Annotated in this window: 22 protein-coding genes; 10 read left to right on the top strand and 12 right to left on the bottom strand. The window is 64.0% G+C overall.

Annotated features, from left to right (window positions below):
* From gmd to IB261_RS00445, 7 genes are all read right to left on the bottom strand, one after another.
* On the bottom strand, nucleotides 1-972 hold the full coding sequence (gmd, locus tag IB261_RS00475; protein ID WP_081518907.1) for a GDP-mannose 4,6-dehydratase: 972 nt from the start codon (nucleotides 970-972) through the stop codon (nucleotides 1-3).
* 203 nt (nucleotides 973-1,175) lie between these two features.
* Nucleotides 1,176-2,081, bottom strand: a complete 906-nt coding sequence (locus IB261_RS00470) for a GDP-mannose 4,6-dehydratase (RefSeq protein WP_081518908.1) — start codon at nucleotides 2,079-2,081, stop codon at nucleotides 1,176-1,178.
* A 136-nt stretch (nucleotides 2,082-2,217) separates the two neighbouring features.
* A complete protein-coding gene (locus IB261_RS00465; protein ID WP_192210486.1) occupies nucleotides 2,218-3,450 on the bottom strand; it encodes an acyltransferase family protein in 1,233 nt (410 codons plus the stop codon).
* A gap of 73 nt (nucleotides 3,451-3,523) precedes the next feature.
* Nucleotides 3,524-4,681, bottom strand: coding sequence for an acyltransferase family protein (locus tag IB261_RS00460; RefSeq protein WP_192383454.1), 1,158 nt, complete (start codon nucleotides 4,679-4,681; stop codon nucleotides 3,524-3,526).
* Between the two features lie 38 nt (nucleotides 4,682-4,719).
* Nucleotides 4,720-5,550 (bottom strand): class I SAM-dependent methyltransferase, encoded by an 831-nt coding sequence (locus IB261_RS00455; RefSeq protein WP_192383455.1) that lies wholly within the window; start codon nucleotides 5,548-5,550, stop codon nucleotides 4,720-4,722.
* Nucleotides 5,551-5,589: 39 nt separating this feature from the next.
* Complete coding sequence (locus IB261_RS00450) at nucleotides 5,590-7,098, bottom strand: glycosyltransferase (protein WP_192383456.1); 1,509 nt, start codon at nucleotides 7,096-7,098, stop codon at nucleotides 5,590-5,592.
* Entirely contained in the window at nucleotides 7,095-8,543 is a 1,449-nt protein-coding gene (locus IB261_RS00445) for a glycosyltransferase (RefSeq protein ID WP_192383457.1), read from the bottom strand. Before IB261_RS00445 ends, IB261_RS00450 begins: the two co-directional genes overlap by 4 nt.
* A gap of 589 nt (nucleotides 8,544-9,132) precedes the next feature.
* Here IB261_RS00445 and IB261_RS00440 point away from each other — a divergent pair.
* The 10 genes from IB261_RS00440 (at nucleotide 9,133) to IB261_RS00395 (ending at nucleotide 19,067) form a co-directional block, all read left to right on the top strand.
* The gene (locus IB261_RS00440) at nucleotides 9,133-11,247 is read left to right on the top strand and encodes a DUF6311 domain-containing protein (RefSeq protein WP_192383458.1); all 2,115 of its coding nucleotides are present in this window, start codon (nucleotides 9,133-9,135) and stop codon (nucleotides 11,245-11,247) included.
* A gap of 78 nt (nucleotides 11,248-11,325) precedes the next feature.
* Entirely contained in the window at nucleotides 11,326-12,306 is a 981-nt protein-coding gene (locus IB261_RS00435) for a glycosyltransferase family 2 protein (RefSeq protein WP_192383571.1), read from the top strand.
* 2 nt (nucleotides 12,307-12,308) lie between these two features.
* Nucleotides 12,309-13,025, top strand: a complete 717-nt coding sequence (locus IB261_RS00430) for a methyltransferase domain-containing protein (RefSeq protein WP_192383459.1) — start codon at nucleotides 12,309-12,311, stop codon at nucleotides 13,023-13,025.
* A complete protein-coding gene (locus IB261_RS00425; protein WP_192383460.1) occupies nucleotides 13,022-13,459 on the top strand; it encodes a GtrA family protein in 438 nt (145 codons plus the stop codon). Before IB261_RS00430 ends, IB261_RS00425 begins: the two co-directional genes overlap by 4 nt.
* Before the next feature lie 96 nt (nucleotides 13,460-13,555).
* Nucleotides 13,556-15,601 carry a DUF6311 domain-containing protein gene (locus tag IB261_RS00420; RefSeq protein ID WP_192383461.1) on the top strand — a complete coding sequence of 682 codons (2,046 nt, stop codon included), beginning with the start codon at nucleotides 13,556-13,558 and terminating at the stop codon, nucleotides 15,599-15,601.
* Between the two features lie 116 nt (nucleotides 15,602-15,717).
* The gene (locus tag IB261_RS00415) at nucleotides 15,718-15,924 is read left to right on the top strand and encodes a DUF1127 domain-containing protein (protein WP_192383462.1); all 207 of its coding nucleotides are present in this window, start codon (nucleotides 15,718-15,720) and stop codon (nucleotides 15,922-15,924) included.
* Between the two features lie 94 nt (nucleotides 15,925-16,018).
* Nucleotides 16,019-16,339, top strand: a complete 321-nt coding sequence (locus IB261_RS00410; protein ID WP_081518914.1) for a DUF2388 domain-containing protein — start codon at nucleotides 16,019-16,021, stop codon at nucleotides 16,337-16,339.
* A 106-nt stretch (nucleotides 16,340-16,445) separates the two neighbouring features.
* Nucleotides 16,446-16,739: a DUF2388 domain-containing protein gene (locus IB261_RS00405; protein WP_081518915.1), complete on the top strand. Its 294-nt coding sequence runs from the start codon at nucleotides 16,446-16,448 to the stop codon at nucleotides 16,737-16,739.
* A 37-nt stretch (nucleotides 16,740-16,776) separates the two neighbouring features.
* On the top strand, nucleotides 16,777-17,112 hold the full coding sequence (locus IB261_RS00400) for a DUF2388 domain-containing protein (RefSeq protein ID WP_017517696.1): 336 nt from the start codon (nucleotides 16,777-16,779) through the stop codon (nucleotides 17,110-17,112).
* On the top strand, nucleotides 17,109-19,067 hold the full coding sequence (locus tag IB261_RS00395; RefSeq protein ID WP_192383463.1) for a DUF7844 domain-containing protein: 1,959 nt from the start codon (nucleotides 17,109-17,111) through the stop codon (nucleotides 19,065-19,067). The genes IB261_RS00400 and IB261_RS00395 overlap by 4 nt, the downstream gene beginning before the upstream one ends.
* Before the next feature lie 130 nt (nucleotides 19,068-19,197).
* On the opposite strand, the gene IB261_RS00390 is transcribed toward IB261_RS00395, so the two are convergent.
* From IB261_RS00390 to IB261_RS00370, 5 genes are all read right to left on the bottom strand, one after another.
* On the bottom strand, nucleotides 19,198-19,599 hold the full coding sequence (locus tag IB261_RS00390; RefSeq protein ID WP_081519183.1) for a GFA family protein: 402 nt from the start codon (nucleotides 19,597-19,599) through the stop codon (nucleotides 19,198-19,200).
* A 15-nt stretch (nucleotides 19,600-19,614) separates the two neighbouring features.
* A complete protein-coding gene (locus tag IB261_RS00385; protein ID WP_192383464.1) occupies nucleotides 19,615-20,334 on the bottom strand; it encodes a phytanoyl-CoA dioxygenase family protein in 720 nt (239 codons plus the stop codon).
* Nucleotides 20,331-21,254, bottom strand: a complete 924-nt coding sequence (locus IB261_RS00380; RefSeq protein ID WP_192383465.1) for a LysR family transcriptional regulator — start codon at nucleotides 21,252-21,254, stop codon at nucleotides 20,331-20,333. The genes IB261_RS00385 and IB261_RS00380 overlap by 4 nt, the downstream gene beginning before the upstream one ends.
* A gap of 75 nt (nucleotides 21,255-21,329) precedes the next feature.
* Nucleotides 21,330-22,286 (bottom strand): agmatinase, encoded by a 957-nt coding sequence (gene speB / locus IB261_RS00375; RefSeq protein WP_192383466.1) that lies wholly within the window; start codon nucleotides 22,284-22,286, stop codon nucleotides 21,330-21,332.
* A gap of 25 nt (nucleotides 22,287-22,311) precedes the next feature.
* Nucleotides 22,312-23,697, bottom strand: coding sequence for a sodium:solute symporter family protein (locus tag IB261_RS00370; RefSeq protein WP_192383467.1), 1,386 nt, complete (start codon nucleotides 23,695-23,697; stop codon nucleotides 22,312-22,314).
* Nucleotides 23,698-23,707: the final 10 nt, after the last annotated feature.

The following is a 23,707-nucleotide window of genomic DNA, read 5'->3' as shown; positions in this document are numbered from 1 at the left end:
TCACTCCTTGCCAACGCGACGCAGGTCGGCGTCGACCATCATGTGGATAAGGTTCTCCAGGCTGGTCTTGGGACTCCAGCCCAACACTCGCTCGGCCTTTCCAGGGTTACCCAGCAGCACGTCCACTTCCGCCGGGCGGAAAAAGGCCGGGTCGATCACCACATGATCCTGGTACTTCAGACCTACATATTCGAAGGCGATGCGGCACATCTCGCGGACGGTGGTCGTCACGCCGGTGGCGACAACGTAATCATCCGGCTGCTCCTGCTGCAGCATCAGCCACATGGCTTCGACGTAATCGCCGGCAAAACCCCAGTCACGCTTGGCGTCGATGTTGCCCAGGCGCAGCTCGCTCTGCTTGCCCTGCTTGATGCGGGCCACCGCATCGGTGACCTTGCGCGTCACGAATTCGATGCCGCGCAGCGGTGATTCATGGTTGAAGAGGATGCCGCTGGAGGCGTGGAGCTTGAAGCTCTCGCGGTAGTTCACGGTGATCCAGTGGCCATAGAGCTTGGCCACGCCGTAGGGGCTGCGCGGGTAGAACGGCGTGTTCTCGTCCTGCCGCTCGGCCTGGATCAGGCCGAACATCTCACTGGTGGATGCCTGGTAGAAGCGCGTTTCCGGACTGAACTGGCGGATGGCTTCCAGCAGGTGGGTCACTCCCAGGCCATCGACGATGCCGGTGGTAACCGGCTGGTCCCAGGAGCTGCCGACAAAGCTCTGTGCGCCGAGGTTGTAGAGTTCGTCCGGCTTGGCCTTGATCACGGCACGCTGCACCGAGGAAGCGTCCGCCAGATCGCCATCGAGGTAGATCACCTCGGACTCGATCCCCAGTTCACGCAAGCGCCAGCGTGTATCACTGCTGCGGCGAGCTACCAGACCGTGGACCTTGTAGCCCTTTTCCAGCAGCAGTTTCGCAAGGTAGGCGCCATCCTGTCCGGTCAGGCCGGTGATCAGAGCACTTTTTGTCATTCTTCTAGCATCCGTGATGGCTCGCAGATGAAAGCGCTGCGAGCTCGTTTTAGTTATGTCGGAGTCTCGATCGGCTTCCACCCGAGCGATGCCTCCGCGTGCAGCACATTACCTGGGACCCCGTTCCCCCTGGCAGGCCTGGCGGGGTCCTGAAGCGGCGACAGGTATCGCCAGCAGTGGTCGCAAACCCAGCGCGACCGGTGTCACTCCTGCAAGGCGCGGACATCCCAGTCAGCCAGCACATCCAGCAGGATCTGCTCCATCCCGTGAGCCGGCTTCCAGCCGGTTTCACTCTGCAGCTTGGCATTGCTGCCTCGAACACGCCTTTGCTCGGCCTTGCGCAGCTTCTGCGGATCCTGGCGAATCTGCAGCTCCACGCCGGCCAGCGCGGCCATCTGGGCGATCAGGTCGCGCACGCGATACTCCTGGCCCGAACAAACGTTGTACACCTCCCCCGAACGCCCCTTTTCGAGCAATGCGAAGTAGGCCGACAGAACATCACGCACATCGAGGAAGTCGCGGGTGACATCGATGTCCCCTACCTCGATACACGCATCCTGCAATCCATGACGAATACGCGCGAGTTGTCTTGCGACCGCCGGTATCACGAAATCAGCCTTCTGGCCCATTCCCACGTGGTTGAACGGGCGAGCCACCATCATGCGCCAAGGTTCGGCGAAGCTCCACTGCTGACAGAGCAACTCCGCCGAGAGCTTGCTCACGCCGTAGGGGTTCCTCGGCCTGGGCAGCTGCAACTCGGTAACGGGCAGCTGATCCTCACTCACCTGCCCGTAGACATCCCCGGAGCTCACGTAGAGAAAGGCCCCGGAAAAACCGCAACGCTTGAGTGACTGCAGCAGGTTCAGCGTGCCGATGACGTTCACCTGCAAGGTTCCGGCAGGATCACGGAAAGCCTGCGGCACGAACGTCTGGCCCGCCAGGTGAATCACCGCGTCCGGCACATCGTCGCGCAGATACTCATCGAAAGCCCCGGGCTCGGCCAGATCCAGGCGCGGCAGCTCCATCAACTGCCATTGCGGCTCCAGCGACGCTCGAAGCTGGGTGCCCACGAAACCGGAAAGCCCTGTTACCAGCAATCGTTTGTTCAAAGGCCAGTCTCTCTGATTGTTCTCAAGGAAAGGAACCCGAAATGGCTGACCGGTTGGTCACAGCAACGCGAGAACACTCTCGCCTTCTGTGACCCGAAAACGGTCGCAAGGTTTTCAACAATTGAACCGGCAGCACTCACTCGGGCGCCCGCGCGCCCGGCGTATCCATCCGGGTCCCCTCGAGCGGCTGCGTGTCCGGATGCGGGGCATCCACCACCGGGACACCCGCGGAAAACCGCTCCAGCCGCTCCCGCGCAATCCGCGCGCCCTTGCGCCGCAGCGGCTCTTCGACAAATCGATAATTCAGCTCACTGGCGATCAGCGCAATCGCCAACGCCGTCACCACCAGTTCCAGGGTAAATGACTTGTCGAGCTCGATGCCTTGCGCCGCAGCATAGCGATACCAGATCTCACGGCTCAGGTGATAAGCGCAGATATGAATGACGTACAAGCCGTAGGAGCGCGACCCCAGCCAGAGCAGCGGCCGCGACAGTACCGCCGGACAGTACAGGTACCCCTGCTGGTAGCTGGCGACCCACACCAGCAGCAGCGCAACGATAGCGATCAGCCCCACGGCGATGGGCATCGCGATGAGCTGGCCGGGAATGGCCCCCAGCAGGTAGAGCAAGACGAGTGCGAAGGCCAGGCGCAGCCAGGCGCTCTTGCCCAGGAAGGTGGGCTCGAATTGTCGAAGCAACGGCGTGCGTCCCGCCAGGCAGAGCAGCACGCCCCACATCATCGCGTCGAGCCGGAATGAGTTGAGCATGGCGCTGGTCGGCGTCCCGAACATATTGCGATCAAGGCCGAACTGCAGGGCGATGAGCACCAGCAGCAACCCGACACGCCAGCGGAAAGCCGTCACACAGAGCAGGAAGAATGGCAGGAGGAAGTAGAACTGTTCTTCCAGCGCCAGACTCCAGTAGACCGCGTTGGGACCCAGCATCCCGCCGTACTGGTTCGCCAGGTTACCGCTGAAGGTCGCTACCGCAGCAAAACTGCGCAGGTTCTCGAACCAGGAGCCGAAGGCGCCGCTGCGATTGAACAGCACTGACAGCGCCAGGGGAATCAGGATCCACAACCAGGCGGTCGGCAACAGCCGGTAAATGCGCCGCAACCAGAAGCTCTGGGCCGCAATGGCAAAACTGCCCTGCTGCCGATGCTGGTCGAAATAGTCCAGATAGCTCTTGCAGACGATGTAACCGGAAATGCAGAAGAACAGATCCACACCCGACCAGGGCATGTACAGGCTGAAAAAGCGGCCGAACAGCGCGTCGTAGTAGGGCAACAGCATAGGCACGTGGCACAGCAACGTCATGCCGATAGCAACGGCCCGCAGGTACTCGATCTCCGGGTTTTTACCCTTGCTCATGCGCATTCCTCGACTTTCCTCATTTCCTGCATGGCAAGACGCTTTCCGGCCTGCGCGGAGCATTGCCTCATGATCACCGTCCAAACCCCTGCTCCACCGCCAGGCCAGACGAAGCCTCAGGCAGATCGCCTGATATCCGCCGCGCCATCAGCGCCCCGCGACGACGCAGTGGCGTCTCCAGCAGACGGAAATTCAGCTCACTCAACACGACGATCAAAGCCGTCGAGCACAGCACGAAAGGGTAGAAGAAGCGATCATCCACCGGCAGCTGTGGGTACAGGCGGGCGGCGAATTCGCGTGTAGCGAAAAACGCCGGCACGTGGATCAGGTAGATGGCATAAGAGCGCGTGCCAATCCAGATGATTACCTGACGCCAGGGGCCCACCGGAACGAACAGCTCTGCGTCATAGGACGCCATCCAGACCAGCACGATGGAACAGATCGCCACCAGGCTGAACTTGTAGATGCCCACATCGAGGGTATCCGACCAGAACGCCCCCATGAGCAGGCTGATAGCAACCAGCACCACGCTGCCACCCCGGGCAGGCAGTAGCGAGCGCAGTCGCTCGTAGGAGGCCCTACGGCTCCACATCGCCAGCAACACGCCCAGCATCAGCGCGTCGCTGCGGAACATCACCATCACCAGGCCACGGGAAGCGAACAGCTGGTACACCACCAGCACAAGCAACACATGGACCAGCCAGCGGCGAGCCAACAGGGCAATCAGCGGCAGCAGGATATAGAACTGCTCTTCCAGCGACAGGCTCCAGTACACGAAGCTGGCACCGTACTCGCTGCGCATGAAGGTCTCGGCAAAGCGCCAGTTGGCGAACTGCAGGACGCCGGCATAAGTTGCGTCGAGGTTGGCGCCCCAACTGCCGAAAACACCTGTGCGATTGAAGTACACGACCGCCAGTAACACCACGGCCAGCCAGAACCAGGCAGAAGGCAACAAGCGCCAGGCTCGGCGGACCCAGAAGGCGAGTATGCAACGCCAGGCCGAGCCGGCTTCCGCGGCGGCCCTCAGCCGCGGCAACAGATCGCGAGCAATGACGAACCCGGAAATGGCGAGGAACAGGTCCACGCCAAAGCCGCCGGAGAAATGCGCGGTCAAGGCATCGAAGCGCGGAGAGGCCCAGGAAATCAGGTTGCCGTGGGCATGGTGCAGCACCACGAAGAGCACCGCGAAGGCGCGCAGAATCTCGATGTCGGCAATCCGACCCTTGCTCATTGGCTGCACCGGCTGTTCATTACCACTGACACTCCCGCCTACGCCGGCTTGCGCGCAATGATCGCCTGGCTCTTGGGCATCGCATTGTCCAGGGCCTTCTTGATCCGTGGCCCCTCTTCCGTGGCCAGCATCATGTTCCAGGTGCGCGTCCAACTATCGAGCAGCGGGTGCCACGGCGGCGAGAGGTCCTGCTTGCAGGCCCAGAAGAAGAACCACCACACCGACCAGTAGAAGCCGTAATGGGCCTGACGCTCGATGACCAGACCCGAGTCGCGGATCAGTTGCTCGAAGGCTTCGCGCTCGAACACTCGAATATGGTTGGGATGTTCGAAATAGGCGGGAGGAGCCAATTCCTTCTGCACGCTTTCGCCCAGGGGATCGGGCACGGTGATCAAGTAGAGCGCGCCGGGTTTGCCGACGCGGACCAGTTCGCTCATGAACTGTGCCGGGTCCTCGACATGCTCCAGCACTTCCATCGCCACGACCTTGTCCACCCGAGCATCGGGCAGCGGAATCGGATTCGCGTCGGTGACCAGGGGCAGCATGGCGCGGGCATTGGAGCCCTGCAGAGCACGCTCGACGCCGGCCACCTTGTCGGCATCGATGTCGGCGAAGATCACCTCCGCACCACGCTGGGCACAGAACTGCACGAAGGGACCGTCGCCACAGCCGATATCCAGTACCGAGTCCTGTGCGCTGATCGGAAAACCTTCGAACAGCTCATCGGTTTCCTGCTGGAACCAGCCACTGAGGTAGGTGTCGGTCAACGTCGACAGGTCCTCCGCCGGCGCGGCAGGCAGCGGCGCGGTCTCCTGCGGTTCGGTAACGGGCACCGGCTTGCGCCCCAGGCTCTTGATGAACTCCAGCATGTCAGCTCCCGCTATGACTTCGTATGTGCCGCGGCGCCTTCAGGCGGCGCCTGCAGCCAGAAACGCCTCGAGGCGACCGCGACCGGTCTCCAGCGAGCAGTGCGCGCGCATTCTTTCCATCGCCGCAGTCGACATGCACGCATAGCGCTCCGGCTGCTGCGAATAGCACTGGAAGGCAGCGCGATAGGCCTCGACCAGCGATGCCCAGTCGATCTGGTGGCGCAGCGTGCGATACGCCAGCCGCGGATCGTGCGGCCAGGCAGTGGCATCCAGCCAGGTAGCCACCTCGAAGGCGACGCTTTCGTCGATGTAATCGACCATCGCCGAATGACGTGGTGCGACCGCCGGCTTGCCACAACTGAGGAACTCCATCAGCGGCAGGCACTGGCCCTCTCCGTGAGAGGCATTGACGATATAAGCGGTATGACGGATCAGCTCGTCGAATTCAGAACGATCCAGATAGCCGTGCAGCAGGACGACACGGCACTGGAAGGCCGGCATGCGCGCCATGCACATCAGCATGTCGTTCATCGCCGACTCGTACTCGTGGTGGCCCAGCTTGAACAGCAGCGTGGCTTCGGGAGTGTCGCGGAAGGCGCTGCAGAACGCGGTAAGCATGTCGACCCAGTTCTTGCGGCCATCGTAAGGGTTGAACACGGCCGTGAAGACCACGCCCGACAGGGTCAGCCGGTGCTCGCCCAATGGCAGCGATGGCATCGCGTCTTCATCCACCTCCACATCCGGCAGGCCACCGGGCTCCACCGGGTTGGGCGGCTCCATCCGCGCGGGCGCAGGCTCTGCGGCGACCGGCAAGACCGGCACCGGCGCCCGCCAGGCCAGGCGATACCACTCCACCAGGTAGCGCAGGGTAATGCGCGCCAGCGACTGGCGCCCAGCAGCGCATGGCTCCGCTGGTTCGGCCTTTGCCGCCGCCGGCAGCTCCCGGGCGCGCGCACTGGCTACAGCACGGGTGACTGCGTCGGCATTGGGGAGGTAGGGGGCGAGCGACAGATCGTGGGTGTCCATGACCACGCCCGAGCGTACCGTGAGGGTCACCGGTTCGCTGGGCAAGCCCACAGTTTGCTCGCGCAAGCGCGCAAACTTGTCCCACACCGGCGCCGGGATGGAAACCACCGGAAACGCCGCGCCCAGTTCCGCGCGAGTCGCCTCGACAGTGAGCCCGGAGTGGGTGATGGCACGCCCGCAGCGCTGCAATACCGCCGCCCAGTTCTGCCGATCATCCTCAAGCCACTGCTGGTTGGGGATGGAATCGAACTCCCAGGCGAACACCGGAATGGTCGGGCACTGCAGGTCCAGCGGCGTCTTGTGTGGCGGCGTGAAGCTGAGGAAAACACACTGCTCGCCGTCATCGAGGGCCTGCTGGTAGAGGACATCGACCTCCCCGACCTCCTCCACCACGGTGACTTCTCCCAGGCCGCGCAGCAGCGGGAGAAACTCCTTGAGCACAAAGTAATAGCTGTAGTCCGGCAGCCCCAGGCTCGACTCGATGCGTGCGCTGTTGACCTCGGAGTGGACCAGAAACCTCATTCCGACATCCCCCCCGCGACACGGGCAGGGGCCCGCACCGACCGATCAGTATCCAGGACATCGCCAATGAAGGCCTCCAGCGCACCCGCCACCGCTTTCAGGGAACTGAATGCCTCCATGCGCGTGCAGGCCGCGCGGGACATCTGCGCATACACCTGCGGCTCACGGAGCGCCACTGCATGGCTGCGGCGGAACGCCTCCATCAGCGACTGCCAGTTCAGCCGGTGCCGGTGCGTGACCAGCATGCCGGTGGGGTCGTGGGGCCAGCAGGTCGGCTCCAGGGCGCCCTCGACAACGAACGCCATGCGTTCGTCCAGGTAATCGGCCATCGCCGTATGCCGTGGTGCCAGTGCTGGTTTCCCTGCACTGAGGAACTCCATCAGTGGCAGGCACAGGCCTTCGCACGACGAGGCATTCACGTAGTAATCAGTGGCCGCGACCATGGCCTGGTACTGGTCGTCCTCGAGGAAACCGTGCAGCACAACCACTCGGCAGGAGAAAGGCGCCAGGCGGGATAGCAGCGTCATCAGCACGATCCGGTAGTGCTCAAGGTCGTGGTGGGTCATCTTCACCAGCAACACCGCATCGGGCGTATCGCGGAACGCCCAGCAGAAGGCAGTGATCAGGTCGATCCAGTTCTTCCGACCGTCAGCGGGATTGAGGACAGTGGTGTAGACCACTCCGTCCAGCACCACATCCCGAATGATGGGCTCAGCCACGACTGGAGCGCTGGCCGCGGGCACCTCCGGCGCGCCGAAGACTTCCCGGCGCCAGCCTTCGAACAGTAGCCGGCCGATCTCCAGCCGCTGCTGCCAGCGCGAAGCCGGCTTCACAGCTTCCACGACCTCCGGCAGAGGCACAGGAGACTCAGCACGACGAACCAGGCCATCAGCGCTGAGCCCCAGCAATGGGCTGTCGATGACGACGCCCGAGAATGGGATGCTTCGCTCGCCCTGGGCAGGACGGACGGGTGCGACCTTGCCTGCGCCAAAGCGCTCCCAGATCGGAGCGGGCGCGGCCAGTACAGGCAGGTGACGATGCTGCTCGGCGACCTGGGCGGCTGCCTCCCGACTCGTCGCGATGGCGCCCTGTACGCGCTCGAAGACATAGCGCCAGTCATTGCGAGGGTCACCCTCCCAGGCGACGTCAGGCAGGCTGTCGAACTCCCAGGCGAACAGCGGAATGGTCGGGCAACGCAGGCCCAGGGGGGTCTGTTGCGGCGGGCTGACACTGATGAACACAACCGGCCGGCCAGCCGCATGGTGTTCCTCATAGAGAGCCTCGACCTCGGCGATGCTGCGCACTTCGACCACAGTGCCGATTGCCTGGAAGGCCGGCAGGAACTCCTTCAACAGGAAGTAGTAGCTGTACTCAGGCTTGCCGAGCGAACTGTGGATGGTGTCCTGGCTGATCTTCGAGCCAATGAGAATAAGCAGATCCATCATGCGGACGCAGGCCCCGTTCCCGCGCTGTTTTTGTTATGACACGACCGGCTGGACCGGTGCGTTTTTCAAGGAAGGCATGCATAGCACCAGTTCTTCGAGGCGCTGGCAAGCATCCGGATACATTGAGTACAGCTGAGGCGATTGAGCGACGGTACAGTTGCGAAAAGCACGGAACTATCCCGAAACAGTCGCCTTATCGATGACTGAGCAGTCATCCACCGAAACCCGGTTCATCGCAGCGAAGAGCGCTTCTTTCCCCGCAGCCAGAGTGACCATCAGGGAGGAGTTCTCCACCCTCGAATTGCCTTTGCCCATTCGTCGCAAAGGGGCCGCGGCGCCATGCTGTTCCGCGCGCCAGCCACGCAGGAGGCGGCAGAACTCGCCGCTAGCCCACCATCCTGCATTCCGATAGCCTATTCGGCCGTGCTTTCAGATCGGCCAAGCCCATGCGTTATCCGCAACTTCTGCTGTCGCTGCTGAGCTGTTCCCCGCCTGCCCCGCCAATCGTCCCAACGCCTCTGTTGACGGGAAGGGACTGCGATGCCGGAAATCGGGCAGTCCTTGCCGGCGAACAGCTGGGGCCCTTGGCATGAGCCGGTTTGAGAAGCTGCCCGCACTGGCGCCCGCCGGAACCCCAGCATGGCTGTGGAAAGACGCACCACGTGGCACTGCCTATCTGGCAGCGTTGTTGCTTGCCATGGCAATGGTGCTGCATCTCTATCCACTGTCCTTTCTGGCCGGGCATGGACTCTATTTCGAAGGTGGCGATGCCGCCTCACATGTAGCAGGATGGCTGTTCTTCGAAAAGGATGACTGGCACTTTCCGCTGCTCAAGTCGGTCCGCCTGAATGCGCCAGAAGGCACCAGCATCGCCTTCACCGACAGCATTCCACTACTGGCGTTGCTGCTGAAGCCGTTGCGCTCGCTGCTCCCCGACGGCTTCCACTATTTCGGCCTCTGGCACGCCTTCAGCTACCTGCTTCAGGCTGCCGCCGCAGTGTTCCTCATCCGATCACTGAATATCCGCCATCTGCCTGGTGCGCTGCTCGCCGTCGCCTTCGCGATAACCTGGCCAGCGCTGACACACCGCCTGGGCCACACGGCCCTGATGACCCAGGCCCTGCTGCTGTTGGCGTTAGGGACTTACTTCCGCGGTTACCACGCTGCCTGGACCATTCGCAGCGCCGGTCTCAGCCTTGTCGCCCTGAGCTGCGGTGCGCTACTGGTCCATCCCTACCTGCTGGCAATGGTCTACCCCGTTTTCATTGCCTGCCTGGTGAGCCTGTATCGGCAGTCTCGATTGACGTTCAGGCAGGGACTGAACTGGATTATCGCCTCCCTCATCGCACTGCTGGTCATCCTGTATGCAGGCGGATACTTCATCGGCAAAGGAGCAGCAGCCGGAGGCTATGGCGTCTACTCACTGAACCTGCTTTCGCCATTCTGCGGCGGCCTGCTCTGCTCGCCCATCGACGCCACCGGCGGGCAGGACGAAGGATTCAACTACCTTGGGGCGGGCGTGCTGCTCCTTGTTCCGATCGCCCTGGTGCTGCATGGCAGAGAACTGCCGCGCACTGCGCGCAAGCATGCTCCGCTGTTGCTGGTCCTACTCGGGTTCGGGCTGTACGCCGCCAGCAATCGCATCTTTCTGGGCCAGCACCTCTTGCTGGACGTGCATTTCCCCAGGTGGCTGGAAAGCGCTTTTGGCATATTCCGCGTCAGCGGCCGGTTCTTCTGGATGGTTGGCTATGGCGTGCTTTTCGCCGTTCTGTCGGTCCTGCTCCGTCGCAGGAGCAACCTGCTCCTGGCGATAACCACAGCGGCGCTCGTGCTGCAGTGGTATGACACCCGGCCACTGCGTGAGCGCGTGCAATTCGTTAGCCAGCTGCCTGCGACCCTGGACCTCCAACCATGGCGTAACGCGCTGGCAGGCCTGCAGGGCATCGAGATCTATCCTGCTTATGGCTGCGGAGACACACCTACGGAGGATTACGTTCGCTACCAGTACATCGCCGCCAACCTCGGCTTGACGATCAACAGCGCCTATACGGCGCGAGTAGCGACGAGCTGCGAACAAAAGAGTGCCTTTTCACAGCATCCCGCCCAGCCCGGCCAGCTGTATGTAAAGGCCGGCTTCCTGCGAAACTCTCTTGATCTGCCAACGCTGTTCCAGCAGGCAATCCGTGCCGGCGAGTGTTCGGTCGACACTGTCCACCTGATCTGCGCCAGGGACCGCGCCAAGGCTGCCTGGAGCGCCCTGGGAGCGCCGTTGACCCATGAGCAGAAAGACTTTTCCGCCCAATGGAGCGCTGCACAATTACCCTCGCTGATTGGAAAACTGCAGGGCACCCGACTGGTTCCCAAGGAGCCGGGCATGGCGGGGTATCTCAGCTACGGCCCCTACATCGGGCTGCCCGCAGGAGTCTATCAACACCGCATCGACTATCTCAGCCAGGCCGATAGTGCGACGACCGTGGGCACCTGGGACCTGGTTGCTCAGGAGCCTTCTGGCAAGCAGGTCACTCTCGCCTCCGGCCCGCTGAAGGGTACGCAAGGTGCCAGTCGCTCGCTCACTGGCAAGGTTGCCTTGAGCGGCCCACTGCAGCGAGTCGAGTTGCGCCTGCTGAGCAACGGTGGCGACCTTCAGCTTGAGAGCATTTCGATCAGCACAGATCAAACGGCCGCGAAGGGTTCTGCTCGATAGACACAACCGCAGGCGTAGCATTGACAGCCAACTGCCGCGCAAGAACAAGAAGAGGTAGGGATGACCAGTGAGCTGCAAATGAGCCCCCCCATCGACCGGGAACAGAGGGCCCCCGAAAACGCCCCCCTGGCGCTATCGCTGGTGGTGCCCGTCTACAACGAAGTCGAGACCGTCGCCCTGTTCGTGGAGCGCGTGCAAAGCGTGTTCAGCGATCCCTCGGCCATTGTGGTGGAGTACGTCTTCGTCAACGACGGCAGCACCGATGCGACACTGGAGACTCTGCTCCTGCTGCAGCGCCATACTCCATGCATCAAGGTGGTCGACCTGAGTCGAAACTTTGGCAAGGAAGCCGCGCTCAGTGCCGGCCTGCGCTGCGCAACCGGGCAGGTCGTGGTGCCCATCGATGTCGACCTTCAGGATCCTCCGGAACTGGTGCTGGAGATGATCGACAAATGGCGCGAAGGCTATGAAGTCGTTCTGGCTCGACGTGTCGACCGAACCTCCGACTCCTGGGCCAAGCGTGCCTCGGCCAACTGGTTCTACCGGATCCACAACAAGATCGCTGACCCGGCCATTCCGGAAAATGTCGGCGATTTCCGACTCATGGACCGTCAGGTGGTGGATGCTCTCAACGAGCTGCCCGAATCACGCAGGTTCATGAAAGGTCTCTTCGCCTGGGTGGGGTTCCGCACCGCCTGTATCAACTACAGCCGGCCCGAGCGCATCGCCGGGACAAGCAAGTTCAATGGCTGGCGCCTGTGGAACTTCGCCCTCGAAGGCATCACCAGCTTCAGCACAGACCCGCTGAAAATCTGGACCTATCTCGGCATCGCGGTATCGCTGGGATCGTTCCTCTTCGCCACTTTGATCGTGCTGAAGGTGGTGTTTTTCGGCGTCGATGTTCCAGGCTACGCATCGATCATGGTCGCCGTGACGTTCCTGGGCGGCCTCCAGCTCATCGGCATTGGCGTCCTGGGCGAGTACCTGGGGCGGACTTATCTGGAATCCAAGCGCAGACCGGTCTATCTGGTGCGCCGCATCTACGTGAACAAGGACTGAGCATGGACCTCAAGGAAACCGACATCCTGGGCGAGCATATCGGCGAACACTGGTATTACCGCTCCAAGTGCGCCGCGATGCAGAAATTCCTCGGCGACATCCGGCCAACTTCAATCCTTGACGTCGGCGCTGGTTCCGGATTCTTCTCCAAGGCCCTGCTCGACCAGAGTGATGCCCGCGACGCCTGGTGTGTCGATATCAGCTACGCGCAGGACTCAGACGACCAGGCTAATGGCAAGCCGATTCATTTCCGCCGCTCGGTAGAACAGCTGGACACCGACCTCCTGCTGCTGATGGACGTACTGGAGCACGTCGACGACGACGTGGGCCTGCTGGCGGACTATGTCGCCAAGGTCCCCAGGGGGGCCAATGTCCTGATTTCGGTTCCCGCCTTCCAGTTTCTCTGGAGCGATCACGATGTATTTCTGGAGCACAAGCGGCGTTACAGGCTCCATGAAATCGAGTCCGTCGCACGGCAGGCGGGCCTGGAGGTTCTGCGCGGTTCCTATTACTTCGGCGCGGTGTTCCCGATCGCAGCAAGCCTTCGACTGCTCGAGCGCAGCCACGGCAAGACCCAGCGCCAACCACGATCGCAACTCAAGCGTCACAGCCCGCTGGTCAACGGCACACTGAAAGCACTGTCGATCCTGGAACTGCCCGCCCTTGGGTTCAATCGATTTGCCGGTCTGACCGCTTTCTGCCTGGCACGAAAGCCGTGAGCATCAAGGAGTCGGAGGAAGTGTCGGTCACGAGGCACCGCCTCCTGCGCGAACTGTTCATCGCTGCTCGCTTCGGCGTTGTCGGGGTGTGCGCCACCGCACTGCATATCGGCGTGGTCTGGAGCCTGATCAGCTGCACGGCAATGCCGACTCTGCTGGCCAACCTGGTTGCGTTCCTCTGCGCGTTCGGTCTTTCCTTCTCCGGCAACTACATCTGGACGTTTTCCAATCCCGGCTCACCCGGCAAGGCGATGCGCCGCTTCTTCCTGATCTCGCTGACCGCCTTCCTGATCAACAGCACACTGCTTGCCACGATACTGGCCAGCGGATGGCTATCACCGCGCCTGGCTGCGGTGGCTTCCGCCTCAGTCGTGCCGGGCATTACCTTCCTGGCCAGCCGATTCTGGGGATTCAGGCAGCGGCGCAGTGAATGATCACCTCACAACAAGAAAAGTGGAGCTTACCTAGCCATGCTGGCGCCCAAAAACGTCCGCGCATCACTATGGATTCCGGTCCTGCTGGGAGTCGCAATGTTCGTCGCACTGGGCGGGTTGACGGTGCTGCAGCCCTCCAGCATCGGCTGGCTCATGCGCGGGCTGTTCGACCCACCCACCAACCTGCTGGGTTGGGAATTCTTCCGCGAAACGCCATTCCTGCAGTTCCCGCTGGGGGCCAACCCGCGTTACGGCATGGAGATGGGCAGCTCCATCGTGTTTTCCGATTCCCTGCCGCTCTTCGCCTTACCGTTCAAACTGCTCGGGCCCATTCTGCCGGAAACCTTTCAGTACTTCGGTCTGTGGGTACTGGTCTGCATGGTCATGCAGGGTGTCTTTTCATACCTGGTCCTGTCGCGCTTTACCCAGGACAGACGTTTGCTCACCCTTGGCACGGTGCTGCTCCTGCTGCTACCCCCGTACCTGATCCGCTTTGCCTTCCATCTGGCACTCGGCGGGCAGTGGCTGCTGCTTGGAGGTCTCTACCTCTACTTTGACCAACGCTACCGCGCTCGTTTCTGGCTGGTGATGCTCGCACTGGCAACCCTGATTCATGCGTATCTGCTGGTGATGCTGGCGGCCATCTGGGGGGCCGATCTCCTGCAGCGGCTGGCCAAGCGCGAGATGAGTCCGGGCCGATGCGTGGCGCACGGAGTAGCCGGCAGCGCTCTGATTCTCTTGCTCATGTGGCTGATCGGCTACTTCATACTGGGGTCCGCCCCGACTGTGCCGGGCCCCTACGGGCGGATGAACCTGTTCTCCCTGGTGGACTCGCGTGGAGACTGGTCCCGACTGCTACCGGCACTCAAGCGGCCGGAAGGCATGGACGGCTTTCTTGATCATGACGGCTTCGCCTACATGGGCGTCGGCGTCCTCGCTCTGCTGACAATATCTGCCGCATTGGCGATTGCCCCTCGTCGAGAAGAACGCAGCAGGCATACGTTCCTCATCTGGCCGCTTGTGTTGATGAGCGTATTGATGCTGTCGATTTCGCTGACCAATACACTGAGTGTGGGGCCCCATGTCTTCACCTGGGTCGATCTTCCGGACTGGGCCGGCCGGCTCTATCAGGTGTTCCGCTCTCCCGGCCGGATGTTCTGGCCCGTTTTCTATCTGCTTGCCGTTACCGCCATTGCAGTGATCTGCGTCCGCACCCGCACGAGCGTAGCAATCGTCCTGCTGGCGGCCGCCACGTGCGTGCAGTTCTACGACCTTTCCAGCGGGCTGCACGGTATGCGCAAGCTGTTCCGCCAGGAGCCCGGCTGGACCAGCCCGATGCAATCGCCCATGTGGGAAAGCCTGGGCAAGCACTATCAGCGCGTCCTGTACGTTTTCCCTACCCATGTCCCTGAAAACTTCATCCCTCTATCGGACTTTGCCCTGCACCACGGCATGTCGATCAACTCCGCCAACTTTGCCCGTGTCGACGCCCAGGCCCAGGCCCGCGCAAGGGAGCACCTGGCCGGACAAGTGGCCAGCGGTTCCTACGATGCGGATGCGCTCTACATATTCAACGAGCCTGCGTTGTGGGACCAGGCTACTCGCACCCTGAGCAAGGGGGCGATCGCCGGTGAGCTCGATGGCATAAGACTGGTTATTCCAGAACTGGACGCCTGTCCTGCCTGCCGCACAGCGGACTTCAAAGCGCAACGCTGGGGCAGCTGGCCGGCGTCAAGCCTGCCGACGCTGATCGGCAAGCTGCGCGATGACCGCCTGATTGCACCAGCCGGCGCGACGGGATACCTCAGCTACGGCCCCTATACGCTGATTCCTGCGGGCCGCTATCGATACCGGATCACCTATGCCGCCCAAGGCGGAGCGTCGAAGCGCGCGGGTACTTGGGACATTGTCAGCAATGCTACAGCCACTGTCGCGGTCCTTGCCCGAGGCGACCTGACCGGTACTGACGGCGAGGTGCGTACGGTGGAAGGCGTACTTGAGTGTGCCCAGGACAGCCCCGGCAGCGAAATCCGCACCATCAGCAACGGCAGTAGCGAACTGTCGTTGATTCGCATCGAACTGGCGCCTGACAGCACGGCAGATGAAGTCACAGCAGTACAGTCCGAGGCCAAACAACCCTGACAGTGCAATCGGCGCCGCAACTGTTGCGCCAAGCAAACTGCCAGCTGCGGCTAACCGGCCGGCGGGTGGCGAGGCATCCTGAACAGCCGTGAACCGGATCGACAGGATGCCCCGCCATGGAACGCCAGCCCGCGGCCCCGCCGCATTTCGCTGTCTCTGGCCTTGGTCGCTGCGCGACATTGATCGCACGCCACCTGCGCCAATGGCACCAGAACGCCCGCACCCGCCGCCAGCTCGCCGAGCTAACCAGCCTGCAGCTGGCCGACCTGGGCATCAGCCCCAGCGAGCGCGTGAGAGAAATCTCGAAACCATTCTGGCGCTGAATGCTGGTGACACCGGTCAGTCTTGGCTAGTCTGAGCACAGTTAGAGTGGCCGCCCCGGCCACCTTTGCTTGGTCTTATTCCGGAGCCACTCCAATGAAGAACAGCCTTCGCCTGATCGCTGCCGCCGCCCTGATCGGTTGCGCCACCGGTGCCTACGCCACCAGTTTCGTCTACACCACCGACCTGTCGGTGCGCGCCACCGGCGCCACCTCCGACGGCACCTCGGACCTGAGCAACTCCTTCAAGGACGACAAGATCGTCCTCGAAGCCCGTGACGACGCAGCCACCTTCGTCGCCAGCCAGGGCCAGATCCGCGGCGCACACCTGGAAGCCGCCCTCGCCCACATCCGCAGCAAGCTGCCGACCCTGGCCGCCAATGACCAGCAGCTGGCCCAGGCCATCCTGACCATCTGATCGGCTGAACCCTCCGCGCCGGGCGCTCCGCCCGGCGCTCTGCGCTGGCTCTCGCCCGCGCATTCCGTTAGCCTTGGCGGCCGTGCTTTCTCGATTGTCCAAGCCCATGCGTACCTTGCTGTTCCTGCTGCCGCTGCTGACCTGTTCGCTGCCCGCCTGGGCATTCGACCAGACCACCCAGTTTCCGGTCGCGACCAGCTACGCCACCAGCCAGGTCACCAGCGCGCCCTTCGACAACAAACTGCTGCGCGGCGCCCGCGACGACGCGGCGCAGTTCGTTGCCACCGATGGAGCCCTGCGCGGTGCCCGCCTGGAGGCTGCGCTGCACTGGCTGCGTCAGCGGCATCCGGAGCTGGCGGCGAACGATCGGGAACTGGCCGAAGCAATTCTTGCCAAATAAGTCGTGAGCAGCTCCCGCTGCCCTTTCGGAGACATCCATGCGCCTCAGCTCGCTTTCCAAGAGCCCCCTGATCCTCGGCCTCCTGCTTGCCGCCTGCGCCTCCACCGCCCAGGCCCAATCGGTGGTCCGCGTGTTCAACATCACCACCAACGCCTTCGCCCGCAGCATCGACTTCACCTCGGACACCACCACCTCCGTGCGTGACATGAAAGTCGTCCGCGAAGCCCGTGACGATGCCGCCAGCTACGTTGGCAGCGACGGCGCGATCCGTGGTGCGCAACTGGAAGCCGCGTTCAAGGTACTGCGCGAGCAGGTGCCGCAGGCTCGCGAAGCCTCCGACCAGGACCTGGCCGAAGCCATCCTCGCTCTGTGAGACTCCGGGCTGGCCGCTGGCTGGCGGCCCTGGCACTGATAGTCGCCGCCAGCAGCCACGCCTCGCTCCGCCTGGAGCTGGAAGCCGACGGCCTGAACGCCGCCCAGCGCCAGGCCAGCCAGCAACTGCTGGACGAAGCCCTGCACACCCTGCCGGACAGCTTCGTGCAGCGCCTGGACCGCAGCGTCGAAGTGCAATGGCGCAACGACCTGCCCAGCAATGGCATGGGCCGCACCCTGCGCCCTGGCGCCATCGCCCTCAATACCCGCTATCTCGGCCCGCTCACCGACGGCAGCGCCGCCACCGAGCAGACCGGCCGCACTCACGGCACCCTGCGCCGCGAACTGCTGGCGACTCTGCTCCATGAGCTGACCCACCTCTACGACCGCGCGCGCCTCTGGGATACCGACGAAGGCCGGGTGATCCGTCGCTGCACGATGCGCGACAAGAGCCTGGGTCGCGTCGGCGCACCGGACGATTGCCGTGGCCAGACCGGCCGCCGCTTCAGCCTCTCGGACGACCCGCGCCTGCTCGACCTCGCCGGCTGGCCGCAATACGCCGGCAAACATGGCGAGCGCGAACAGCACAACCGTTTCCTGCTGCGCAGCCCGGACCGCTACGAGCTGACCAACCCGCGCGAGTATGTCGCGGTGAACATGGAGTACTTCCTCCTCGACCGCAGCTTCGCCTGCCGCCGACCGGCGCTGTACCGCTACTACGCGGAACGCTTCGGCGAGCGCCCGCACGACGAATGCTCGACGCAGTACGCCTACCTCAACGCCGGCCGCGACTTCGGCCGCCAGCCGTTGGGGTATCTCGACCCGGAGCGTGTCTACGAGGTCGACTACCTGATCGCCGAGGCCAACAACGAGATCGCCAGCCGCTGGGGCCACACCATGCTGCGCCTGGTGGTCTGCGCACCAGGGCGCCCGCGCGGCCCGGCCTGCCGCCTGGACCTCGACCAGCACCTGGTGCTGTCCTACCGCGCCTTCGTCGGCGATCTGCAGCTCTCCAGCTGGGACGGCCTGACCGGCGCCTACCCCTCGCGCCTGTTCGTGCTGCCGCTGTCCCAGGTGATCGAGGAATACACCAAGGTCGAGCTGCGCAGCCTCGCCTCGATTCCGCTCAAGCTCAGCCGCGACGAGGTCGCCAGCCTGGTGGAGCGCTCGGCGCAGAGCCACTGGAGCTACGACGGCAACTACTACTTCCTGTCCAACAACTGCGCGGTGGAGACGCTCAAGCTGCTACGCAGCGGCATCCAGCGCCAGAGCCTGCAGACCATGGACAGCATCACGCCCTATGGCGTGCTCGGCCTGCTGGAGAACAAGGGCATCGCCGACGCCAGCGTGCTGGACAACCCCAAGGAAGCGCTGCGCCTGGGCTATCGCTTCGACTCCTTCCGCGACCGCTACCAGGCCATGTTCGATGTGCTGAAGCAGCGCATGAACGTCCCGCAGGACAAGGTCGAGGACTGGCTCGCCCTGCCCGCCGTCGAGCGCCGCCCGTGGTTCGACAAGGCCGACCTGCGCTCGAGCGCCGCCCTGCTGCTGCTCGAACAGGCCTCGCTGCGCCGCCAGCTGCTGTTGGCCCAGGACGAACTCAAGCGCCTGTACCTGAGCAACCCGGACGCCATGCAGAGCAAGCCGGACCTCGCCGCAGCCGGCAAGACACTGCAGCAGATCCTCGACGACAGCGGCTTCCTCAGCCGCCCGGCCGAGCTTCTCGACGGCGGCTACGGCCTGCCCCAGGCGCCGGAGACAGCGACCCTGGAGAAACAGACGCAGCAGCGCCAGCAGCGCCTGCGCCAGCTCAGCGACAACCTCGACCGTGAAGTCCGCGCCCTGCTGACACCGGAACGCCGCGACGAACTGGCCGCGCTGGAAGCCAATACCAAGCAGATCGGCGCGCACCTGCGCGAGCTGCACAAGGCGTCGGGCGGACTGGAGCTGCCCTGAGACTCCGTGACTGCCCTTGTAGGATGGTGTGGAGCGCAGCGATACCCATCAATCCGCCGCGCCGACCGCATGGGTATCGCTGCGCTCCACCCATCCTACGAAGCGTCACCCTGACGTCGGTGCGGCAGCGTTAAAGCTTCTCTTCCCACTCCTCTTCCAACTGCTCGTCCAGGTGTATCCAGGGCAGCCGGCTCTTCACCCAGATATGCCGGTCCGGCAGCACCGTCGCCACCTCGTCCAGCGTCGCCGTCGTGAGGTCGAGGGTCTCCGGTGCCTGGTCGGTGAACAGCGCCAGCTGCGCGCCGCAGCGACTGCAGAAGTAGCGGATGCAGGACGCCGAGGAGCGATACTCGGCCGGCGTCCCGAGGGTCCAGCGGAAGCTGTCCAGAGGCACCGTGGCCCAGGTGGTGACGATACCGCCGGTGGTGCGCCGGCAGATCGAGCAATGGCAATGGGCGACGTCCGTCAGCGCGGCATCGCACTCGTAGCGCAGCTGGCCGCAATGGCAGCCGCCGGCATGTACAGCCTTCATCAGTGAGTCTCCCATTCAGTCGTACTCGGCGTCTTCGTGATCGCCCAGCAGCCGGCGTTGTCGCGGTGTGCAGGCGGCGAGCACCTCGGGGTTGAAGGTCCAGTCCAGGTAGGGTGAGAACTTCTGCGCGACCATCCGGCGCCCATAGTGCACCTGCAGCAGGTAGCGTGTGCGCTCGCTCAGGTTGCGGCTTCCGGCGTGCCACAAGTCGCTGCGAAACAGCAGGCAATCGCCCGCGCGGCAGAGCACCGGCTCGGCCGTCCTGCCCGCCCATTCGCGCTCGTCCGGTGCCGGCGCGCGGCCGGCGCGATGGCTGCCGGGGATCACCCAGGTGGGGCACAGCGCATCATCGATATCATCGAGATAGACCTGCGCCGTGCAGATGAACATTGGCAGTTCCAGGTCCGCTCCCGGCAGCGCGACAGGCAGGTAGTCCTGGTGCATTTCCGCGCCGATGAAGCCGGGATGGCAGCGCCAGGCGGTCTGGCCGATCACATGGCAGTCCGCGCCCAGCGCGGCTTCCGCCAGCTCGATCAACCCCGGTGGGTCGAGAAAGGGCAGCCAGCTCGGCGAGCGGTTGAACACGCACTTGTAATGATCCACCAGCCCTTCGTAGTCCCAGTGCAGCGGGCGCAGGTCGTCGATCAGCGTACGCACTTCGGCCACCTGTTCGGCATCCAGCAGGCCGTGCAGCAGGACGAAACCGTCCTCGCGCAATGCCTGCACGTCGCTCACGCCGGCGCCCCGCTACCCAGTTCGGCCTGGGCGCGCTCCAGGGCGTCGAGGAAGGCCCCCAGCACCTCGCCCGGCTCGGCCCCCTGGCGTGTCACGCAATGGAACTCCGAGACATAGGCCAGCTGCGCCGGGCGGATCGCCCGCAGGCGATCCTGTGCGACCCATTGCGCCGCGTAGTGCGTGGGCAGGTAGCCGATGAAGGTGCCACTGAACACCAGGTTGGCGATGGCCTCCATGCTGTAGGCGTTGGTGGCGCGGCTGAAGACCAGCCCGTGGGGCCGGCGGCTTTCGGTCATGTAGCCGCGGCCGACGTATTCGGCCGCGCAGATCTGCTCCAGGGAAGGCTCGTCCTGCGCACGCTCGAAGAACGGGTGCCCCTGGGCGCAATAGAGGTTCTGCTCTTCGCGGAACAGCAGCTGGTAGCGCAGCCCCGACAAGCGATGATGGAAGGCGCCGATGGCCAGTTGCAGGCGTTCCTCCAGCACGGCGTTTTCCAGCTCATCCGGGCGCTGGGTGTGCAGGTTCAGGCGCACCCTCGGGTTACCCTCGCGGAACAGCCGGAGCGCCAGCGGCAACGGCCAGCAGTGCTGGCCGAGCACACCATCGACGCAGCCCAGGTGCAGCACTTCGCGGTCGCGGCCGCCGAGGCCGGTCACCTGTTCGCGGAAGCGTTCGATATCGACGAACAACCCGAGCGCCGCCTCGTACAGCTGCTGCCCTTCCTCGGTAAGCTGGAAGCCGCTGCTGCCGCGCCGGCACAGCGAATAGCCCAGGCGCAGTTCGAGATCGCGCACCAGCACGCTCAGCCGCGACAGGCTGGTGTTCAGGCGTACCTGGGCGGCGGTGAAGCCGCCCGCCTCGACGATGGTGCAGAAGGTGCGCAGCAGGCGCAGGTCGATATCGGAAAGATTGCCCAGCATGGGAGTTCTCGTGGCGGCGGGCGCAGGCCTTTCGTTATAGCGCCGAGCGCGCCGCCCCGTGAACCCCCAGGGTGGTCAACGGCGTGCGGCGACCGAATCAGCGAGCACGCAGAGCAGCTCGAACATCATGGTGGCGCCCACCAGCGCGGTCGCCCCGCCCTGGTCGAACGGCGGCGAAACCTCCACCACATCGGCGCCGATCAGGTTCAACCCCTGCAGACCGCGGATCATGTGCTGCGCCTCCAGCGTGGTCATGCCACCGATCTCCGGCGTGCCGGTACCGGGCGCGTAGGCCGGGTCGAGCACGTCGACGTCGAAGGTCACGTAGGTCGGCCCCTGCCCCACCACCCGGCGCACTTCGGCCAGCGTGGCGGCAACGCCCAGGTCGGCGAACTCTTCCATGTGGATCACGCGAATGCCTTGCTCAAGGGCGAACGCTTCGTCGTCGGCGTCGTAGATCGAACCGCGAATGCCGATCTGTACCGTGCGTTTCGGGTCCAGCAAGCCTTCCTCAATGGCACGGCGGAACGGGGTGCCGTGGGTGTAGGGGTTGTCGCCGAAGTAGCGGTCATTGGTGTCGGAGTGGGCGTCGAAGTGCACCATGCCGATGGGTCGCTCGGCGGCCAGCGCGCGGAAGATCGGCAGGGTCACCAGGTGGTCGCCGCCGACCGACAGCGGGATGGTGCCGGCGGCGTGGATGCGCCGGTAGAAGCCCTCGATCTGCTTGAGCGAATCGAGCAGGTCGATGGGGTTCACCGGAGCGTCGCCGATGTCGCCGATGCGCAGCAGGTCATAGGGTGCGATATGGCTGACGTGGTGCACCTTGCGCATCAGGCTCGACTGGTTGCGCACCTCGCGCGGCCCGTGACGGGCGCCGGCGCGGTTGGTGGTGCCGCCGTCCCAGGGCACGCCGAGCAGGGCGATATCCACCTGCGCCGGGTCCTCGAAGATCGGCAGGCGCATGAAGCTGGGGATGCCGGCGAAGCGTGGGATCTGCGCGGCATCCAGGGGTTGCGGGAAGTCATGGGGCATGGGGCGTCTCCTGTCGGATTGAGGTTCAGTCGGCCTGCTCCTGCAGGCTGGCGGCGGGTGCGCCGGCAAGGCTGACCACCACGAAAGTGACCAGGCTGGCGAGCAGGCCGTAGGCGATGGGGGTATTGGCGAGCACGCCGTCGATGGCCATGAAGGCGACCACCACCAGGCAGCCGACCACGATGCTGGCCATGGCTCCGCGTGCGGAAGCACGACGCCACAGCAGGGCGCCGAGGATGGGCACGAGCAGGCCGCCGACCAGCAGGTTGTAGGCGATGCTCAGGGCCCCGATGACGTCGTTCACCAGGCACGCCAGGGCAAGCATCACCACGCCCATCATCAAGGTGAACAGGCGGCTCTCACGCAGGCCGTTGGGCGCGCCAGGGCGCAGGAAGCGCGCATAGATGTCCTCCTGGAACACCGTGGCGGCCGCCAGCAGGCAGCCCGAGGCGGTGGACATGATGGCCGACAGCGCCGCCGCGACCACAAGCCCGCGCAGGCCTGGCTGGAGCACCTGGCGGGTGACTTCGGCGTAGGCGTTTTCCGGCACTGCCAGGTTGGGCAGCAGAACGTGGGCGGCGGCGCCGATCAGTGCACAGGCCAGGCCGTAGAGCATGCAGTAGACGCCCGCGCCGAGGCCGGCGTAGCGCACCACTTTCTCGCTGCGCGCGGTGAACACGCGCTGCCAGATGTCCTGGCCGATGAGCGCGCCGAAGAAGTACAGCAGGAAGTAGGTCAGGATGGTGTCCAGGCCGATGTGGCCGAGGTCGAAAAAGCCCGCCGGCAGCACTTCCTGCATGCGCGACAGGCCGCCCGCCTCGTGGATCGACAGCGGCAGCAGCACGGCGAAGATGCCGAGGGTCTTGATCACGAACTGGATGATGTCGGTGAGGGTCAGCGACCACATGCCGCCAATCACCGAATAGACGATGACGATGCCGCCGCCGCAGAGGATCGCCGGAATGCGCGGGATTTCGAAGACCACCTCGGTCACCGAGCCGATGGCAATGGTCGCGGTGACCGCCACCATCAGGTCGTAGGCAACCATCACGATGCCGCCGATCAGCCGCGACGACGCCTGGTAGCGCTGCTCGAGGATCTGCGTGACGGTGTAGACCTTCAGCCTGGCGATCTGCCGCGAGAACACCAGGCTGAGGACGATGATCCCCAGGCCCAGCATGAACACCAGCCACAGGCCGGACAGCCCGTAGAGGTAACCCAGCTTCACGGTGCCGATGGTGGACGCGCCACCGAGCACCACCGCAGCCATGGTGCCCAGGTAGAGCCCCGGGCCGAGGCGACGCCCGGCGACGAGGAAGTCGTTCTGGTTGCGCGCCTTGCGCATTCCGTACCAGCCCAGGGCAAGCATGCTCAGGGCGTAGACCAGCATGATCAGGTAATCGAGCAGCATGGCGGGGGGC

The sequence above is a fragment of the Pseudomonas sp. PDM20 genome (assembly GCF_014852575.3).
Lineage (GTDB): Bacteria > Pseudomonadota > Gammaproteobacteria > Pseudomonadales > Pseudomonadaceae > Pseudomonas.
Note: the sequence above shows the minus strand (reverse complement) of the source record. Positions and strands in the feature narration are given on the sequence as shown.

Coding starts and splice junctions, on each gene's coding strand:
- IB261_RS00440 (WP_192383458.1), top strand. CDS start 9,133: ATGAGCCGGTTTGAGAAGCTGCCCGCACTGGCGCCCGCCGGAACCCCA.
- speB (WP_192383466.1), bottom strand. CDS start 22,286: ATGCCCCATGACTTCCCGCAACCCCTGGATGCCGCGCAGATCCCACGC.
- IB261_RS00430 (WP_192383459.1), top strand. CDS start 12,309: ATGGACCTCAAGGAAACCGACATCCTGGGCGAGCATATCGGCGAACAC.
- IB261_RS00455 (WP_192383455.1), bottom strand. CDS start 5,550: ATGCTGGAGTTCATCAAGAGCCTGGGGCGCAAGCCGGTGCCCGTTACC.
- IB261_RS00460 (WP_192383454.1), bottom strand. CDS start 4,681: ATGAGCAAGGGTCGGATTGCCGACATCGAGATTCTGCGCGCCTTCGCG.
- IB261_RS00445 (WP_192383457.1), bottom strand. CDS start 8,543: ATGATGGATCTGCTTATTCTCATTGGCTCGAAGATCAGCCAGGACACC.
- IB261_RS00450 (WP_192383456.1), bottom strand. CDS start 7,098: ATGAGGTTTCTGGTCCACTCCGAGGTCAACAGCGCACGCATCGAGTCG.
- IB261_RS00420 (WP_192383461.1), top strand. CDS start 13,556: ATGTTCGTCGCACTGGGCGGGTTGACGGTGCTGCAGCCCTCCAGCATC.
- IB261_RS00370 (WP_192383467.1), bottom strand. CDS start 23,697: ATGCTGCTCGATTACCTGATCATGCTGGTCTACGCCCTGAGCATGCTT.
- IB261_RS00390 (WP_081519183.1), bottom strand. CDS start 19,599: ATGAAGGCTGTACATGCCGGCGGCTGCCATTGCGGCCAGCTGCGCTAC.
- gmd (WP_081518907.1), bottom strand. CDS start 972: ATGACAAAAAGTGCTCTGATCACCGGCCTGACCGGACAGGATGGCGCC.
- IB261_RS00415 (WP_192383462.1), top strand. CDS start 15,718: ATGGAACGCCAGCCCGCGGCCCCGCCGCATTTCGCTGTCTCTGGCCTT.
- IB261_RS00400 (WP_017517696.1), top strand. CDS start 16,777: ATGCGCCTCAGCTCGCTTTCCAAGAGCCCCCTGATCCTCGGCCTCCTG.
- IB261_RS00380 (WP_192383465.1), bottom strand. CDS start 21,254: ATGCTGGGCAATCTTTCCGATATCGACCTGCGCCTGCTGCGCACCTTC.
- IB261_RS00435 (WP_192383571.1), top strand. CDS start 11,326: ATGAGCCCCCCCATCGACCGGGAACAGAGGGCCCCCGAAAACGCCCCC.
- IB261_RS00410 (WP_081518914.1), top strand. CDS start 16,019: ATGAAGAACAGCCTTCGCCTGATCGCTGCCGCCGCCCTGATCGGTTGC.
- IB261_RS00465 (WP_192210486.1), bottom strand. CDS start 3,450: ATGAGCAAGGGTAAAAACCCGGAGATCGAGTACCTGCGGGCCGTTGCT.
- IB261_RS00405 (WP_081518915.1), top strand. CDS start 16,446: ATGCGTACCTTGCTGTTCCTGCTGCCGCTGCTGACCTGTTCGCTGCCC.